Raw genomic sequence first — 16,044 nt, forward strand, 5'->3', positions numbered from 1 at the left:
GGCGGCGTGAAGGCCCGCACCGTGCGGTGCCTGGCCTTCCGCCATCTGCGCCGTCGTCCAGGCAACTGGTAGAAATACTGGTGCCATTGCCCAACTAGTACGGTGGCGCGCCCGCGTTGCCGGTGGGTAAATGCCACGGTCGGTCCAGTTGAGCGGGGAAAGACCATGGGCAGGAAAGAACAGACGCCCGCGCAACGGGCGGCGCACTTTCCCCGCGTGAAAACCTGCCACCTCCACGGCACGTCACCGACAGGATTGATCCTGCTCGGCGTGCTGGCGACCGCCCCGGTGACGGCCCTGGCGCAGAGCGTGGACGCGGCCACCTGCATCACGGTGCCGGCCACCGTGCCGCCCCAGCAGGTGCGCGCGGACGGCGGCACCGTGGCCGTCGCCGGTGGCACCTATGCCCCCACGGTGGCGGGCGCACCGGCGTTCTATGCAGCCAACGGCGGCGTGATCAACGCCAGCGGTGCGGTGGCCCTGATCACCAGTGCCGCCAACACCGCCACGGTCTGCTCGACCAATGGCGGCGCGATCAACTTCCTGGCGGCCGGTTCAACGGTCAGCCGGCTCGGTGCCGGCGGCCCGGCGGCGCGCGTTGAAGCGGACACCACGCTGACCTCCAACGGTACGCGCCTGTATACGTCGCTGGCCAACAGCGAGGGTATCCAGGTGGCCGGCGGCAGTTTCATCGGCACGGGCGATGTCATTGCCACCGGCATCGTGCTGGGCACGCAATCCGGCAATCCCGCCACCTACGGGCTGCCGGTCGATGCGGGCGGCGCGCTGGTCACCGATCCCAGCGCCTACGTCGGCAAGGCCGCCACGGCGGCGCACGGCATCAGCGCCAGCGATGGCACGGTCCGGTTGAACGTGGACGGCGCAGGAAACCCCACCGCCGGCACCACCTCGATCTACATCCTTGGTACCGGCGCGGGCGCGGCCAGCGGCAGCCACGGGTTGAATGGCACCAGCGGGGCCCGCTTCACCGTGCACGGGGTGAATGTCATTACCCGCGGCAATTACAACAGCGGCGGGCGCTTTGCCAGCGGCGCGCAGCTGCAGGCCTCGCAGCTGTCCATCGACACCAGCGGTACCGGTGCGGTCGGGTTGGCCTTTGCGGATGCGCAGGGCACGGTGAGTGGCTTGACCATCAACGCGACCGGTATCGCCGCGCACGGGGTGTCGGCTACGGCCGCGTCACAGCTGCAGATCGATGGGCTGGATGTGCGCGTGGCCGGCCAGAACGCGCATGGCGTGATGGCCAGTGGCGGCAGCACGGTGGTGCTGGGCGGCACGCCCGGCGTGGTCATCGCCGCCGGACAGACCGGCCATGCATTGCGCGCCGAGGGCGCCGGCAGCACGCTCACCGCGGACGGCCTGCGCATCTCCACCCTGCTCAATGGCGCTATCGGGGCGCATGCGCTGGACACGGGCACGCTGACGCTCCGCGGCAGCCAGGTATTCACGTCCGGCATCGCAGGGGGCAATGCGGCGGTCGGCCTGCAGGTGGCCAGCGGCGGCAGCCTGATCAGCCAAGGCAACGCCATCCTGACCGGCGTCCAGCTCGGCACCGACCCTGCGTCGGCCAGTTACGGTCTGCCGGTGGATGCCGGTGGCAACGTGACGACCGATCCCGCTGCCTACATCGCCACTGGCACCACCGGCGCGAACGGTGCACAGGTGTCCGCCAGTGGCGGCACGCTGTGGCTGGACGTGGCGGCCGACGGCACGCCCCTGGCCACGGCAACGCGGATCGAGACGTTTGGCAACAACAGTACCGGCGTGCTGGTGGCGCAGTCGGCGGCGGCCACTTCGCGGCTGCAGGCGGCCAACACCCAGATCGTCACGCACGGCATCAACGCCAATGGCGTGCTGGTGCAGGGCGTAGCCGGTGTCGCCGGGCCGCAGGCCACGCTCACGCAACTGGACGTGCGCACCACCGCCCTTAATTCGAACGGCGTATACGGCCAGGCGGGCGCGCAGGTGAGCATCCGCGACAGTGCGCTCACCACGTCGGGAAGTGGGGGTGGCATCCGTGCCGATGGCGCAGCCACCCGGATCACCGCGCGCAACCTGTACATCGGCGGCGGCGGGGCGGGCGGCATGGGCTTGAACGCCACGGGCGGCACCATCGACAGTGCCGGCCTGACCATCATCAACGCCGGGCGCCCGGCAATGACACTCAATGCCGGCGGCGGCACCGCCGGCACCCTGATATCCAGCGGCGACACGATCTACACCGGCGTGCTGCTCGGCACCGATCTGGCCCTGCCCACCTTCGGCCGACCGGTGGACACCAGCGGCACCGCCATCACCGATCCCACCGCGTTCGTCGCCTCGGGCATCGCCGGTCACGGCGTGTACGTCGGCACGGCCGGTGGCCGGGTCTGGATGAATGTCGTTCCGGCAACCGGCCAGGCCAATGGCGCGCGCAACAGCATCACGACCCTGGGCGACACCAGCGAGGGATTCAACATCCAGGGCGTTGGTGCGGTGGCAACGGTTGCCAACGTCACTGTTGCCACACGCGGCTTCGATTCCATCGGTGCGCGTGCCGCCGGGGCCGGTGAAATCCGCGGCACCGGCCTCACCGTCACCACCAGTGGCCTGCATGGCTATGGGTTGGCCGCCTATGCCGACAGCCTGCTGACGGCGCAGGCCAGCGCCATCACCACCAGCGGCGTGCAGGCGCACGGCCTGATCGCCTGGGCCGACAACGGGCGGCTGCTGCTGGGCGGTGGCAGCCGGGTGAGTACCGGCGGCGCGCTGGCGCATGCCGCCGTGGCCTGGAACGGTGGCCGCGTGGAGGTCGACGATACCGTGCTGGCCACAACCGGCATCGGCGCGGCGGCATTGCTGGTGCGCGGCGATCCGGCGGCGGCGTCTGCACTGATCAGCCGATCGTCGCTGGTCAGTGCAGACGGCCCCGGCGTGGGCGCAATCGGCGCAGCGCAGGTCGACCTGCTCGGCAGCACGGTACAAGGCCGCGATCTGTGGTTGAAGGTCGGCGCCATCGCCGATTTCGACGGTCTCGACGCGGTTGTACCCGTGGTGCCGCCCGACCTGCCCCCCGACGACCCGCCGGTACCGTTGCCACAGGCGCTGGCAGCGCCATTGCCTGCCGCCGAAACGCCGACGGTCGCGGCTATCACCGCCACCGGCAGCACACTGACCGGTGCGGCCGTCACCCTGCCCGGCAGCGTGTCCAACGTGGTCCTGCAGGACACCCTCTGGAACCTGACCGGCACCTCGACCCTCACCACGCTGGTCAACGGTGCGAGCCGGATCGTGTTCTCGCCACCGGGCGGCGACCCTGCGCTGGCGGCGAGCTACAAGACGCTCACGGTGTCGCGCTATGGCGGCGACGGCACGCTGGCGTTGAACACCTGGCTTGCCGACGATGCGTCTCCGTCGGACCAGCTGGTGGTGGTGGATGGCAGCAGCAGCGGCCCCGGCCTGCTGGACATCCACCGCAGTGGCGGCCTCGGTGACATCACCGTGTCCGACGGCATCCGCGTGGTACAGACCCTCAACGCCACCAGCACGGCAGACAACTTCAGGCTGGCCGCACCCGTCGTGGCCGGACCCTACGAGTACTTCCTGTATCGCGGCGGTGCCGCCAGCGCTTCCGGCGCTGACGTGGAGAACAGCTGGTACCTGCGCTCGGTGATCGACTGCGCCGCGCCCGGAGCGCCCACGCCACCCTGCCCTGCACCGCCGCCGGCACCGCCCCCGCCTGATCCTCCGCCACCGGATCCGCCGATGCCAGCGCCACCGCCCACCCCGGCCTACCGCCAGGAGGTGTCGCTGGTGCTCGCCCTGCCCGCAATGGCGCAGGCCTACGGTCGCAGCCTGCTCGACACCCTGCACGAGCGCGTCGGCGACGAGCAGCTGCTACGCCAGCGAGACGACCTGGATACCGCGCGCAGCGGCTTCAATGGCGCCTGGATGCGCTACGTAGGCCACGATGGCGAGCACGATGGCGGCCGCCGTGGCATCTACGGCGATCGCGGCCCGGACTTCGACTACCGTTTCGATGCGCTGCAGATCGGCGCCGATCTCTACCGCCGCATCGAAGCCGACGATCTCAGCCGGCGTCACGGCGGTTTCTACCTCGCCTACGGCAAGGGCAAGGGCGAGGTGCGGCACAACTTCCTGGACTACCGGTTCCATGCCGGCACCGATCGCTTCAAGGCCGGGTCGGTGGGCGCTTACTGGACCACGTTCTCCGCCAAGGGTGCCTACCTGGATGCGGTGGCGCAGTACACCTGGTATGACATGCGCCTGCAGTCGCCGCGCATGCCCGACAGCTTCCTCGACGCCGACGGTCTGGCGCTGTCGCTGGAAGGCGGATGGCCGTTCATCCTCAACGAGGGCGATGGCGCCCGCAGTGAGGACGGGCGTTGGCGGCTGGAACCGCAGGCACAGGTGATCTGGCAGCAGGTCGACGTGGACAGCCTGGATGACGCCACGGCGCAGGTGCGCTTCAGCGACGGCGATTCGCTGGTGGGCCGCGTCGGAGCACGCTTGAGCCGCAACGGCCTGCGCGTCACGGAACAAGGCGAAGCGCGGAGCAGTACGGCGTGGCTGCGTGGCAACGTGTGGCACGAATTCCGCGGCACGCCCCGGGCCACCTTCGCCAGCAACAGCGGCACCGTGCCGTTCGCCGTCGACATGGGCGGCGCGTGGGCAGAGATCGGCATCGGCGGGACATGGCAACTGACCCAGACCGGGTACCTGTACGCCGACATCGACTACAGTTGGAGCTTCGATGGCGATGAAACCGCGTGGAACGGCAAGGTGGGCATGCGCTGGAACTGGTAGGCCCGCTCAACAGCGCTGGCTGACGGTATGGAACCGCTGCTGCTGCGCGTCGAAGAACAGATAGGCCTGGCCGGTATCGTGGCCCAGCCCACGGATGTCCAGTTGGCCGACGAACACCATCGGCACGTCGTCGGCGAGCGGCCATTCCGGCTCCTGCAGCCACTTGGGCGGCGCTTTCAGGTAGCGGAAGTCACGCGTGATCGCCGCTTTCAACGCCGTCTGCAGGGCCTTCGGATCCAGCCCATCGTGATCGGCCATGAAGCGGGCGATGTACGCCGGCGGCAGTGACAGCCATTTCGGTTGGGCGTTGAGGGCCAGCGTGAAGCGGCGCTCGTGGCTGTCGTCCACGGCATGCGCAATGCCCTGGCTGTCGAGCCGTTCGGACAGCAGGGTCTGGACGTTGTAGATGCACGCCAGGCTCTGGTAATCCTGGCTGATCAGGTACAGGTACAGATCGGGCTCTGCCACGTAGGCCGGCAGGTCTCGTTCACCCTCAAGCAGCGTCTGCAGCGCCGCGTCGGTGTGGAGGCACTGCTCGAACGCGCGCGGTGCGAGCCGGCCTTCGACGAACTGCTTGATGATCTCCATGCCACTCATTCGGTGCTGCCTCCGTGCCGCAGATGCGCCGCGCCGTGCGCCGCCCCTGCCCTGCTGATGGCCGGCCATCGTGGCATCGGCGGCGTCGGCTTCGCAATGCCATGCATGCCGGGTGCGCCTGTCGCGCCCGAACCGATCGGCGCCGTGCCGATGCCGAAGCCCACCCTGGCCTGCCCTTGCCCGCTCCTGTGGCCCTCTTCCCGGTGCCTGATATAGTCCAGCAGGTACGGCGGGCACCCTGCCCGTCCACGAACGACACGGAGTTGGCCATGGGTCTGGTACAGGCGGTGAAGGGTGCAGTTGGCGGCGTTCTGGCGGACCAGTGGAAGGATTTCTTCACCGTGCCCGCCGGCCTGCCGTCCACGGCGGCGCTGTTTGCGGCGGTCCCGCGCGGCACCAATGCCGGGCGCGGGTCCAACACCAGCGCCTCGTCCAACATCATCAGCAACGGGTCGAAGATCGTCGTCCCCGAAGGGTACGGCCTGCTGCTGTTCCAGGACGGGGCCATCACCGGCTTCGTTGCCGAGCCGGGTGGCTACGAATGGCGCTCCGATGACCTGAATTCGCAGTCGATCTTCGCCGGCGACGGCGTGGTCACCCCGCTGATCAAGCAGAGCTGGGAGCGCTTCAAGTTCGGCGGCCAACCCGGCGCGCAGCAGGCGGCGTACTTCGTCTCGCTCAAGGAGCTGCCCGACAACCGCTTCGGCACCCAGTCCGAGATCTACTGGGACGACGGTTTCCTGGGCACGCAGGTGGGTGCGGTCACGCGCGGCTCGTACACGCTGAAGATCGTCGATCCCATCCTGTTCGTGGAGAACTTCGTGCCGGCCAGCTACCTGCAGCCGGGCCAGGTGTTCGACTTCACCGACCTGGACAACGCCGCGGCCAGCCAGCTGTTCAACGAAGTGGTGGGCTCCCTGGCGCCGGCCTTCAGCCTGTATACCAACGATCCGGGCAAGGGCAACCGCATCACCAAGCTGCAGCAGGACTCGCTGGGCTTCGCCAAGAGCCTGTCCGACGCCGTCGAGCAGGCCTACCAGTGGAAGTCCGACCGCGGCCTGGCCATCGTCAAGACCGCCATCGTCTCCATCGAGTACGACGCCAACACCCGCGAACTGCTCAAGACCGTGCAGCGCGCCGACGCGCTGGCCGGTGCGCGGGGCAATTCCAACCTGCAGGCCAGCGTTGCCCAGGGCATCCAGTCGGCCGGTGAGAACGGCGGCGCGGCCGGTCTGGTGGGCGTGGGCATGGCCTCGGGCATGTTCGGTGCCGGCAGCCTGCAGCAACCGGTCGCCCCGGCCGCGCCGGCCGCCGATGACCCGGTGGCCAAGCTGAAGAAGGCCAAGGAAATGCTGGATCTGGGGCTGATCACCCAGGACGACTATGACGCCTTGAAGGCCAAGGCGCTGGGCCTGTAACAGGCAAGGCGCCCAACGACCATGTCCGATTCCCGCATTCCCCCGCCCCTGCCGTCGGGACCGCCACCGCTGCCCGCGCAGCCGGTGACCGGCCCCGGTTCGCCGCAGGACGTCCCGCCCCTGCCCGGTAGCTTTCCGGTCGATCCAGCCACCCTGCCCCAGCCCATCCGCGACGAGATCGAGGCGCCGGATCCGGTGGCCCTGGACACCCGCGCCGCCGAGCTGAAGGACGGCCTCAACCGCTGCCCCAAATGCGGCAGCACCGATGTCCGGCTCAAGCTCGGCACCGACGTCCTGGTCTGCCAGTTCTGCCGCAACGAATGGCATGGCACCCGTGCCGAAGAGGCCTTCGGGCTGGGCGACGGCCTGGACCAGTTACGTGGCACCGTCGTCGCCTCCGGAGCACAGGACATCCAGGCCGACACCGCCAGCCTGATGAGTTTCAAATGCACCGGCTGCGGTGCCGAGGTCACGATCAATACCGAAAGCACGATGACGGCCCGCTGCCACTGGTGCCGTCACGTATTCGGGGTCAATGAGCAGGTGGCCAGCGGCGCCGTGCCCGATGCGGTGCTGCCGTTCCGCATTACCAAGGACGATGCGGTCGCGCGTATCCGCCAGTTCGTGGACAAGCGCCGCCTGTTTGCCTTGAAGGCGTTCAAGGACCAGTTCACGCCCGAGAACGTCGTCGGCGTGTACCTGCCCTACATGATCGTTGACAGCAATGTCAGTGCCAGCGTTGCAGGCCGCGGCGAGATCAAGACGCGCGAGTACACCCGCGGCACCGGCGACAAGAAGCAGACCTACTACGATGCCGACGTCTACCAGGTGGAGCGGCATGTCGACTTCACCGTGGATGACCTGACGCTCGAATCCTCGGCCGAGCGTGGCAACCTGGATGCTCGGGCCAACACCAACAACATCATCAATACCATCCTGCCGTTCGACACCAAGAATGCGCTGAAGTGGAACGCCTCGTTCCTGACCGGCTTTACCTCGGAAAAGCGCAACCTCGACGTCGAGAAGCTGCGCCCACGGCTGGAAGACCAGCTGTTGTCGATCGCCCGCGCCGAGGTCGAAGACTCCGTGCGCCGTTACACCCGCGGCGTCCGCTGGGAGCAGGAGCGCCTGGACGTGCATGGCACGCGCTGGGTATCGATGTACCTGCCGGTGTGGCTGTATTCGTACCACCAGCCCGGAAAGAACGGCGGCATGCTGCATTACATCGCGGTCAATGGCCGCACCGGCGAAACCATGGGCAGCGTGCCGGTGCAGCAGTGGAAAATGCTGCTGGCGGCGCTGACCACCGGCACTATTATCGAAGCCCTCGTGCTTCTCTTCCTGGTAGCGTCCTCATGAGCGATGACAGTGGACTGTGGTTGCTGGCCGCCGGCCCCGCCGGTGCGTCGGCGTTGTACTGGGCGTTGTACCGGTACTACCGGAATACCGACAAGTCGCATGCGTTCGAACGTGAAACCACCATCGAGGCCAAGCCGGTGACCGGATCGGACCGCAAGATCGACACAATCACCGGCACCCAGACCACCAGCATCTCCGGCAACAACGTCGGGGCGTACCGGTCACGGGTACAGCGCGACACGGGCTGAGCGAGTCGCGCTGAAGCGCCGCCGTTCCCCATGGATATGTGCGGCGCTTCTCATAACCGAAGATTGATCCCTGCACCGGGCGGCCATTTCCCAGCGCCCGGTGCGCGCGGCGTGCTACTACTGCCCCGCCATCCCGCGCCGGAGGCGGGTTTTTTTGACCGTAGACGCGTGTTGGCACGGGGCCTGGAGGCCCCGTCGGGCATGGCTTTGTGTAGTGGCATGTCCGCGCAGTGATTCGTAACCCATGCGGTTCCATCGATCACCAGGGAGTACCACCATGCGCTACACACGCCGTGATTTCCTTGCCACCGCCGCCAGTGCCTCGGTCGCCTCGTGGGCAGCGAGTACTGCATTCGCCGGGGGCGCTACCGGCACCGACGCGGCCGACGCGGCCACCTTCCATCGCTACAACGTCAACACGCCGCAGGGCCAGCGCATGCTGGCCAGCTACGCGCGCGGCATCCAGAAGATGTTGGCGCTGCCGGCGGATCACCCGCACAACTGGTTCCGCAACGCCTTCGTGCACCTGATGGACTGCCCGCACGGCAACTGGTGGTTCTACGTCTGGCATCGCGGCTATGTGGGCTACTTCGAGCAGACCATCCGGATGCTCAGCGGCGATCCCCAGTTCGCCATGCCGTACTGGGACTGGACATCGCAGCCGGAGATTCCGGCCACCATGTTCGACGGCGTGCTCTCACCCACCGACCCGGCGTACGCGCCGTTCACTGGCAACCTCGCACGGTTCACGAGTTTCATCCAGCCTGCGTTGGAAGAGTACTGGGACAGCCTGGACACCCAACAACGCCAGCAACTGGCCGCGCGCGGCTATGCGGACTTCGGTGCCTTGTGGAACGATGTCACCGGTTACAACGCCGACGCGAAAACCGGCATTTCCGGCAACGCGGGCTATGCCATCACCTGTGGGGCGCGCTACCTGTGGCGCCAGAATGCCCGCCTCGATGCCAAGACCGCCGCTGCGGTATCACCCGACACCATCCACGCCGGCTTGTCGCCGGCGGAGTTCTACAACAGCGACGTCAGCCGCAGCTTCACCAGTTCGCGTACGGCTTCGCACGTGGACTCACCGGACAAGAACACCCAGTTCTCGGTACTGGAGGGCTTCCCGCACAACAAGGTGCACAACTGCATCGGGGGCGTCGGTGCGATCGATCCGGGCCCCTACGGCAACATGACCAACTTCCTGTCGCCGCTGGACCCGATCTTCTACCTGCACCACGCCAACATGGACCGGCTGTGGGACGTATGGACACGCAAGCAGTTGAATCAGGGGCTGCAGATCATGCCGCCGCCGGGGGAAGCCCGTGACGCGTTCATGACCGAGCCGTTCCGGTTCTTCGTCCAGGCCGACGGGGAGTTCGCCGGGACCAAGCGCGCCGCGGACTTCTTCAACACCCAGGCCTTCGACTATGACTACGTGGGCGAAGGGGCTGGCGCGCTGCAGAGTGCGGCGCTGGCGGTGAAGGCCGCCGGACCGGCCACGCTGGTGCGCGGCAAGCGCCGCGGTGCCGCCGTGTCCGTGTCGCTGCCGGGCACGATCCGGGGTCAGCTGGGCGCCACTGTGCCACCCGCGCTGATCGCCGAAGTTACCGTGGAGCGGCCGCGCGGCCTGCACAACACGCGCGAGTTCGACGTGCTGGTGAACGCGCCGGCAGGGGTTGAGACGGTGGATGCGAACAGCCCCTACTACGTGGGCACGGTGTCGTTCTTCGGTCCGCCGATGACCGGGATGGACCATACGCACCCCACCACGTTCGCCGTACCGCTGCCGCAACGGCTCAACCTGCTCAAGGCGGGCGCGGCCGACGCCAGCGGCAGCACAGCGCTGGAGTTCAGGCTGGTGGCCTCCACCGGACAGGCCGCCGAAGCGTTCCCGGTCTTGGACGCGGCGGTGCTGGTGGTGCCCTGAGGGAGGCGCCAGGCGCCGTAGTGGGTGACGCAGACAGGGCCGCCACGCGGTCCTGTCTGTGTTGGCCGGCGGCGTGCGTCAGGCCGATGCGGCGTCGTAGGTAGGGCCGTCCCACCCGTCCAGGAATTTGGGCAGGGCGTCGGTGACGTCGACAATGCGGTCACGGTAGAACAGGTGCATGGTGGGCGCGAAGGACTCGGTCAGCATGCCGCCCAGGGCGCGGGCCACCAGCGCATTGGGCACCACGCGCATGCCCAGCCGATTGGTGCCGAACAGCACGTCTCCACAGCCGCTGCAGAACGTTTTTGACAGCTGCTTGTGCGGATGCTGGAACACCGCTGTCGTGGTCTGTTCCACCTCGACCGCGTCTGCGTTCCAGGCCGTGGCCGAGAGCATGGCCGTGGCGTAGAAATCCCGGCAGGTACTGCAGTGGCAGATGGCGCGCGCAACCGGCGCGCCCTTCAGGGTGAGGGTGGTGCATCCACACAGGCAGTTGGCGCGAAGCATCATGCGTGTCTCGGCGTTCAGTAGGCCGGCATGTTACCGGCAATGGCGGCCCGCCAGCGCAGCACTGCCTTGCACGCGGCAATACTGCGGATTCAGACCAAGCTGGCTATGCTTGTGTTCTCCGTCCACGAGCAGCCGCCATGCGCACGTTGTATCCCACCATCGAACCTTACCGCGAGCATCGTCTGGCGGTGGATGCCGTGCACACGCTGCATGTCGAGGAATGTGGCGCAGCAAACGGCATTCCCGTGGTGTTCCTGCACGGCGGCCCCGGCGCGGGCGTGTCACCCACGCACCGTCGTTTCTTCGATCCCGCGCGCTACCGGATCGTATTGATCGACCAGCGCGGCAGCGGTCGCTCTACCCCGTTCGGCGAGTTGCGTGACAACACCACCGCGCACCTGGTGGCCGACATCGAGACCGTGCGGGCGCATCTGGGCATCGACCGCTGGCTGGTCTTCGGCGGCTCGTGGGGGTCCACGCTGGCGCTGGCCTACGCGCAGGCACACCCGGAGCGCGCTACCGGCGTGATCGTGCGCGGCGTCTACCTGGGCCGTGCCGAAGAGAACCGCTGGTTCAACGAAGCCGACGGCGGCGCCCGCTGGATTTTCCCGGAACGGTGGGCGCGCTATGAAGCGCACATTCCCGAGGCCGAACGCGGCGAACTGATCGCCGCTTACTGGCAGCGCCTCGACAGTCCCGACCAGGACGTGGCCATCGCCGCGGCGCAGGCATGGCTGGGCTGGGAAGACCACGCGGCCACGCTGGTGCATGACGTGGAGGCGCGTTCGCACGCCGATCCCCTGGCGACACTGGCCAAGGCGCGCATCGAAGCCCATTACTTCCGCCACCACGCGTTCCTGGAGCACAGCCAGCTGCTGCAGGGCGTCGATCGCATCCGCCACCTGCCGGCGGTGATCGTGCAGGGCCGCTACGACATCATCTGCCCCGCGCGCAGCGCCTGGGATCTCGCGTCTGCCTGGCCGGAGGCGCAGCTGGAGATGGTGTTGTCGGGCCATGGCGCAACCGAACCGGCCACCGCTGACGCACTGGTACGGGCCACCGACGCCTTCGCCGACCGCATCGCCGGCCCTGCCCGCGCCTGACGCGGTCGGATGCAGTAGCAACACCCAGGCATCGCGCGACGCGGCGCTGCGCTGGATCGCCGGTCCATGGCACGGCGTTAACGGGGTGCGGTGCACGCTCGCATCCACGTTGAGCGAAGCAGGACCACGTATGCACCCCACCCTTCGAACCGTTCTGGCCGGCGCTGCCATGGTGGCGTTGGCCACGGCCTGCACCGCGTCCGATACCGATGCGGCACGCCAGGCGCCAGCAGCCTCGGTGCCGCCCACGACCACGGCACCGGACACGGTCGCACCGGCGGCGGCCCCCGCCGCACCGCCCGCGCAGGCAGTGGATGCATTCGCCGAATCTGCGCCCGGCATCGCGGTCCGGCCGGTGGCAGGCACCACCGTGCACCGGGACTTCAAGCGCAGCTACCTGGCGATGGATGCGTGGACGCTGCACCCCGCCGAGGGCAGCACCGGCCGGCCGCTCGTGGCGCTGGTGCTGGATGGCTCCAACGCAGTGACGTCGGCGGAAATGCGGATCGGGCGCAGCGACAGCGCCGCAGACGTGAAGGGGTGCACCACGCCCCCGGCCGACGCGGCGAGCAAGGCCGATACGGTGGATGTTGGCGGCGTGCGTACCACCCACTTCAGCAGCAGCGACGCGGCGATGAGTCACTATCTTTCGGCCGACAGCTATCACGTCGTCCAGGGCGGCGCCTGTTATGCCATCGACCTGATCATCGCCGGCACCCGCCCGGAGGTGTACGACCCGCCGCGCACGCCACCGTTCACCGCACAGCAGGCCAAGGCGGCGCTGGCGTCCATGCTCGCTGCGGTGCACTGGACGCACTAGCGGCGCGTTGATGTCGCCACCACGTATCAAGGCTCACCATCCAAGGCAACGGCGCGTGCGACGTGCGCCCCTTTGATGAGGTCTCTGCATGCATGGCTGGGCAACACTGCCGCGAACGTTCTATCAGCGCCATCCCACCGAGGTGGCACCGGCCCTGCTCAACAAGCTGCTGGTGCGCGACGATGGCCGTGCGGGCCGCATCGTCGAGGTGGAAGCCTATGCGGGCAGCGAAGACCCGGCGGCGCATTCGTTCCGCGGCCAGACGCCGCGTACCGCCACCATGTTCGGTGAAGCCGGCCACCTGTATGTGTACTTCAGTTACGGCATGCATTGGGGATCGAACGCGGTCTGCGGCGAGGTGGGTCAAGGCTGGGGAGTTTTGCTGCGGGCGTTGGAGCCGGTGCAGGGGCTGGAACTGATACGCGAGGCGCGCCCTGCCATCCGCCACGACCGCGATCTGGCCAGTGGACCGGGCCGGCTGTCGCAGGCGATGGGCATCACCAAGGCGCTGGACGGCGCGGACCTGGTGCGCAACGATCGCGGCGTGCGGATCGTGTCCGACGCGATGGCGCCGCCCATCGAACCGGCAGTGGGCCATCGTATCGGCATCAGCAAGGCGGTGGATTTCCCGTGGCGCTGGCACGTGCCTGGGCATGCGCACGTGTCAGGCCGGTCCGCGCGGCGCTGATCCTGCCCTGGCCTGCACTGGTATCCTGTTCGGCTGCCTGGCACCGGTTGACGCGCGCGTCGTGATCGCGCGCCGTCACCCGGTGTCGCACCACGAAAAGGATGTCCCGATGAAACCCCTCCCCACCCTGCTGCTGGGCGCTGCCTTGCTGTGCGGCGCCGCGCCGCTGCTGGCAGCCGAGAACGTGTACTACGTCGGCCTGGATATCCGCCTGGCCGGTCAGGACCGCGGCACCTTCCGGCAGCGCAGCCTCAGCAGCTTGGCGATCGACACCGCAGGCGATGGCAGCACTCGGCTGCGCACGCGCATCCTGTGGTCCGAGCAGCAGGCCCCCGGCGACAGACAGACGGTGCTGGATCTGGATCCGGAGGTGGGCGACGAGCGCGCGATGCTGGCACTGCTGGACGGCGGCTTCGAGCTCACCGTGGCCGCTGACGGCACCAGCACGGGCATGCGCGCCGTCGACCAGGAGGCCTGGCGCGACACCGTGACCCTGCAGCCGCAGGCCGCGCGCCTGATCAACGCCGAGCAGCAGCTGGGCGGCCTGCAGCCATTGGCCCTGCCTGCCCAGCTGGACGTTGGCCAGCGCATCACGCGTCGCGCCCAGACCCGGGACTTCGGCGAGCTGACTTCGCAGATGCAGGTGCAGTCGCTGACCCCGGCCGAAGTAGTGGTCAGCGTGGAGCTGGCCGGTACCGGCGTGCAGGGCCACGGCCGGCAGGTGCTGCAGCGTGCCGACGGCATGCCGATCGAAGCGCGGATGCACCTGACGCTGGCACCCCGCGACGACCTGCCTGCCACCGAGCAGCGGATGTACCTGGCGCGGATGGACCTGGACCCGCTGCAGCGCCTGGAAACCGAGAGCATCGTGGAGACGTACCCGGCGATGATCCAGGCGCACCTCGACGCACCGCCGTTCTCGGCGCTGTCGTCCAATGCCGACGACTACCCGCCGGCGCCGCCGGAGGAGCGCGTGCCCGGGCTGTTGGACATGGCGGCACTGAAGCAGACCGAAGCCAGCCTGATGTTCGCGGTGAACCGCGACTACCGCGACGGCCGCCCGTTGATCCGCATTGCCGGTCGCGTCGGCACCGGTGCCCCCACCCGCGACGACCCGGCCGCGCCCGCCATCGCCGCGGCCACCCCGCGTGCCGTGCACTTCTTCGATGCCAAGGGCAAACGCCTGTCGAACTTCGCCGCGCAACCGGTGCAGGATCCCTGGGTGTTGGTGGGCGACTTCCATGCCGACGAAAAGGACATCGCGTTCCCGTTCCGGCTGCCGCTGAACACGCGCGGCAGCCAGGTGGACGCCATCCGCCGGATCCGACTGGATGTCGATGTGGACACCTACCTTGGCACCGAGGTGGAAACGCTGGCCCCGGGCGCCCTCTCGCGGCGCAACCCGAACGCGCAGGTGCAGTGGACCTCGCCCACCCGGGTGACCGTGCAGCAGCCGCTGCCCTGGCGCGAAGGTACCGGGGGCTACTGGACCACCGCGGTACCGCTGGATGCGCAGGGCCGTGAGATGCCGGCGGCGATGGTCGATGTGCAAGGCGCGCTGGCACTGGCCGATGCCCACCCGGGCGACCCGGCGCAGTCGCCGCTGCACTGGGAACGCATGCGCCAGCCCCATCGCCTGGAGATCGCCACGGCGGCGCCGATCGCCGCCCTGCGGCTGCGCCACCAGCGCTGGCAGCGCCAGCCGCGGCAATGGACCTTCCGCTACCTTGCGCCGGACGACGCCGACGCAGGCAAGGCGGAGGGTGGCGCCGACTAACCCGGCGGCCTCGTTCAGACAGCCGCGTTGTCTTTCCGGTGTAAAATTCAGCGTTTTAACCGGAACAATGGCGAAAACGCAGCACCGCCCGCCCCTGCCCGGCCCCGCGTTCATCCGTCTCTTGGCCGGATTGGCCGACGGCCAGGCAACGCCGACCAGTCCGGACCTGTCCGACCGCCTGAGCCAGTGGGTCGACTGGAACCGTGCGGTGGCGCTGTCGCGGGCGCTGGACGGCCGGGTGCCGCCCCCGCCTGCCGAGGCGGTCGCGTTCGATGCCGCCGAGGCGGCCGAATGCGCGCGGGTACGTGCGGTACTGGAAGCGGCCATTGTTCAGCAACCTGACCCGCCGAAGCCGGGCGCCAGCGACGATGTGGCGGCGATCCGCCAGCGCGTCGTTGCCCTGCAGCGCTCGATGCAGGCCAACACCGGGCGGCTGCGTGGGCGCCTGCGCGACATGCTCAGCCTGGCCGGCCCCGAACTGGGGCGGCTGGCCGAGGTGGATGCGGTGATGGAGCACACCTTGAGCCCGCGCGAGCAGGCCTTGCTGGCCACGGTGCCGACGCTGCTTGCCCAGCACTTCGAGCGGCTGCGCAACGCGGCGCTGCCACCCCCGGTCGAAGGCGCGCCTACCGACGCCGACGCGGTGCCGGCCGACGACGGCTGGCGGCAGCGGTTCAACCACGCGATGCAGAGCGTGTTGCTGGCCGAACTGGATGTTCGTTTTCACCCCATCGAAGGCCTGCTTGCAGCGCTTCGCCCCCGATAAC

Annotated in this window: 12 protein-coding genes; 10 read left to right on the top strand and 2 right to left on the bottom strand. The window is 68.6% G+C overall.

Going from position 1 to position 16,044, the window contains the following annotated elements; genetic code table 11:
• Positions 1-165: 165 nt before the first annotated feature.
• On the top strand, positions 166-4,827 hold the full coding sequence (locus ACZ0AE_RS10235; RefSeq protein WP_463601011.1) for an autotransporter outer membrane beta-barrel domain-containing protein: 4,662 nt from the start codon (positions 166-168) through the stop codon (positions 4,825-4,827).
• A 6-nt stretch (positions 4,828-4,833) separates the two neighbouring features.
• Here the strand turns inward: ACZ0AE_RS10235 and ACZ0AE_RS10240 are convergent, their stop codons facing one another.
• Positions 4,834-5,415, bottom strand: a complete 582-nt coding sequence (locus tag ACZ0AE_RS10240; protein ID WP_463601012.1) for a hypothetical protein — start codon at positions 5,413-5,415, stop codon at positions 4,834-4,836.
• A 278-nt stretch (positions 5,416-5,693) separates the two neighbouring features.
• On the opposite strand from ACZ0AE_RS10240, the gene ACZ0AE_RS10245 reads away from it, so the two are divergent.
• The 4 genes from ACZ0AE_RS10245 to ACZ0AE_RS10260 all read left to right on the top strand — a co-directional run bounded on the left by ACZ0AE_RS10245 (position 5,694) and on the right by ACZ0AE_RS10260 (position 10,379).
• Entirely contained in the window at positions 5,694-6,842 is a 1,149-nt protein-coding gene (locus tag ACZ0AE_RS10245; RefSeq protein WP_463601013.1) for an SPFH domain-containing protein, read from the top strand.
• A gap of 21 nt (positions 6,843-6,863) precedes the next feature.
• Positions 6,864-8,201, top strand: coding sequence for a TFIIB-type zinc ribbon-containing protein (locus ACZ0AE_RS10250; protein WP_463601014.1), 1,338 nt, complete (start codon positions 6,864-6,866; stop codon positions 8,199-8,201).
• Entirely contained in the window at positions 8,198-8,449 is a 252-nt protein-coding gene (locus tag ACZ0AE_RS10255; protein WP_463601015.1) for a hypothetical protein, read from the top strand. The genes ACZ0AE_RS10250 and ACZ0AE_RS10255 overlap by 4 nt, the downstream gene beginning before the upstream one ends.
• A 277-nt stretch (positions 8,450-8,726) precedes the next feature.
• Positions 8,727-10,379 carry a tyrosinase family protein gene (locus ACZ0AE_RS10260; RefSeq protein WP_463601016.1) on the top strand — a complete coding sequence of 551 codons (1,653 nt, stop codon included), beginning with the start codon at positions 8,727-8,729 and terminating at the stop codon, positions 10,377-10,379.
• A gap of 78 nt (positions 10,380-10,457) precedes the next feature.
• Here the strand turns inward: ACZ0AE_RS10260 and ACZ0AE_RS10265 are convergent, their stop codons facing one another.
• Positions 10,458-10,889 carry a GFA family protein gene (locus tag ACZ0AE_RS10265; protein ID WP_463601017.1) on the bottom strand — a complete coding sequence of 144 codons (432 nt, stop codon included), beginning with the start codon at positions 10,887-10,889 and terminating at the stop codon, positions 10,458-10,460.
• Positions 10,890-11,026: 137 nt separating this feature from the next.
• Here ACZ0AE_RS10265 and pip point away from each other — a divergent pair, with 137 nt between their 5' ends.
• The 5 genes from pip (at position 11,027) to ACZ0AE_RS10290 (ending at position 16,043) form a co-directional block, all read left to right on the top strand.
• Positions 11,027-11,992: a prolyl aminopeptidase gene (pip, locus tag ACZ0AE_RS10270; protein ID WP_463601018.1), complete on the top strand. Its 966-nt coding sequence runs from the start codon at positions 11,027-11,029 to the stop codon at positions 11,990-11,992.
• A 130-nt stretch (positions 11,993-12,122) separates the two neighbouring features.
• On the top strand, positions 12,123-12,812 hold the full coding sequence (locus ACZ0AE_RS10275) for a hypothetical protein (RefSeq protein WP_463601019.1): 690 nt from the start codon (positions 12,123-12,125) through the stop codon (positions 12,810-12,812).
• Positions 12,813-12,900: 88 nt separating this feature from the next.
• Positions 12,901-13,500 carry a DNA-3-methyladenine glycosylase gene (locus ACZ0AE_RS10280; protein ID WP_463601020.1) on the top strand — a complete coding sequence of 200 codons (600 nt, stop codon included), beginning with the start codon at positions 12,901-12,903 and terminating at the stop codon, positions 13,498-13,500.
• A 109-nt stretch (positions 13,501-13,609) separates the two neighbouring features.
• Positions 13,610-15,277: a hypothetical protein gene (locus tag ACZ0AE_RS10285; protein WP_463601021.1), complete on the top strand. Its 1,668-nt coding sequence runs from the start codon at positions 13,610-13,612 to the stop codon at positions 15,275-15,277.
• Positions 15,278-15,344: 67 nt separating this feature from the next.
• Positions 15,345-16,043, top strand: a complete 699-nt coding sequence (locus ACZ0AE_RS10290; protein ID WP_463601022.1) for a DUF3348 domain-containing protein — start codon at positions 15,345-15,347, stop codon at positions 16,041-16,043.
• Position 16,044: the final 1 nt, after the last annotated feature.

The sequence above is a fragment of the Stenotrophomonas sp. AC248 genome (assembly GCF_979258185.1).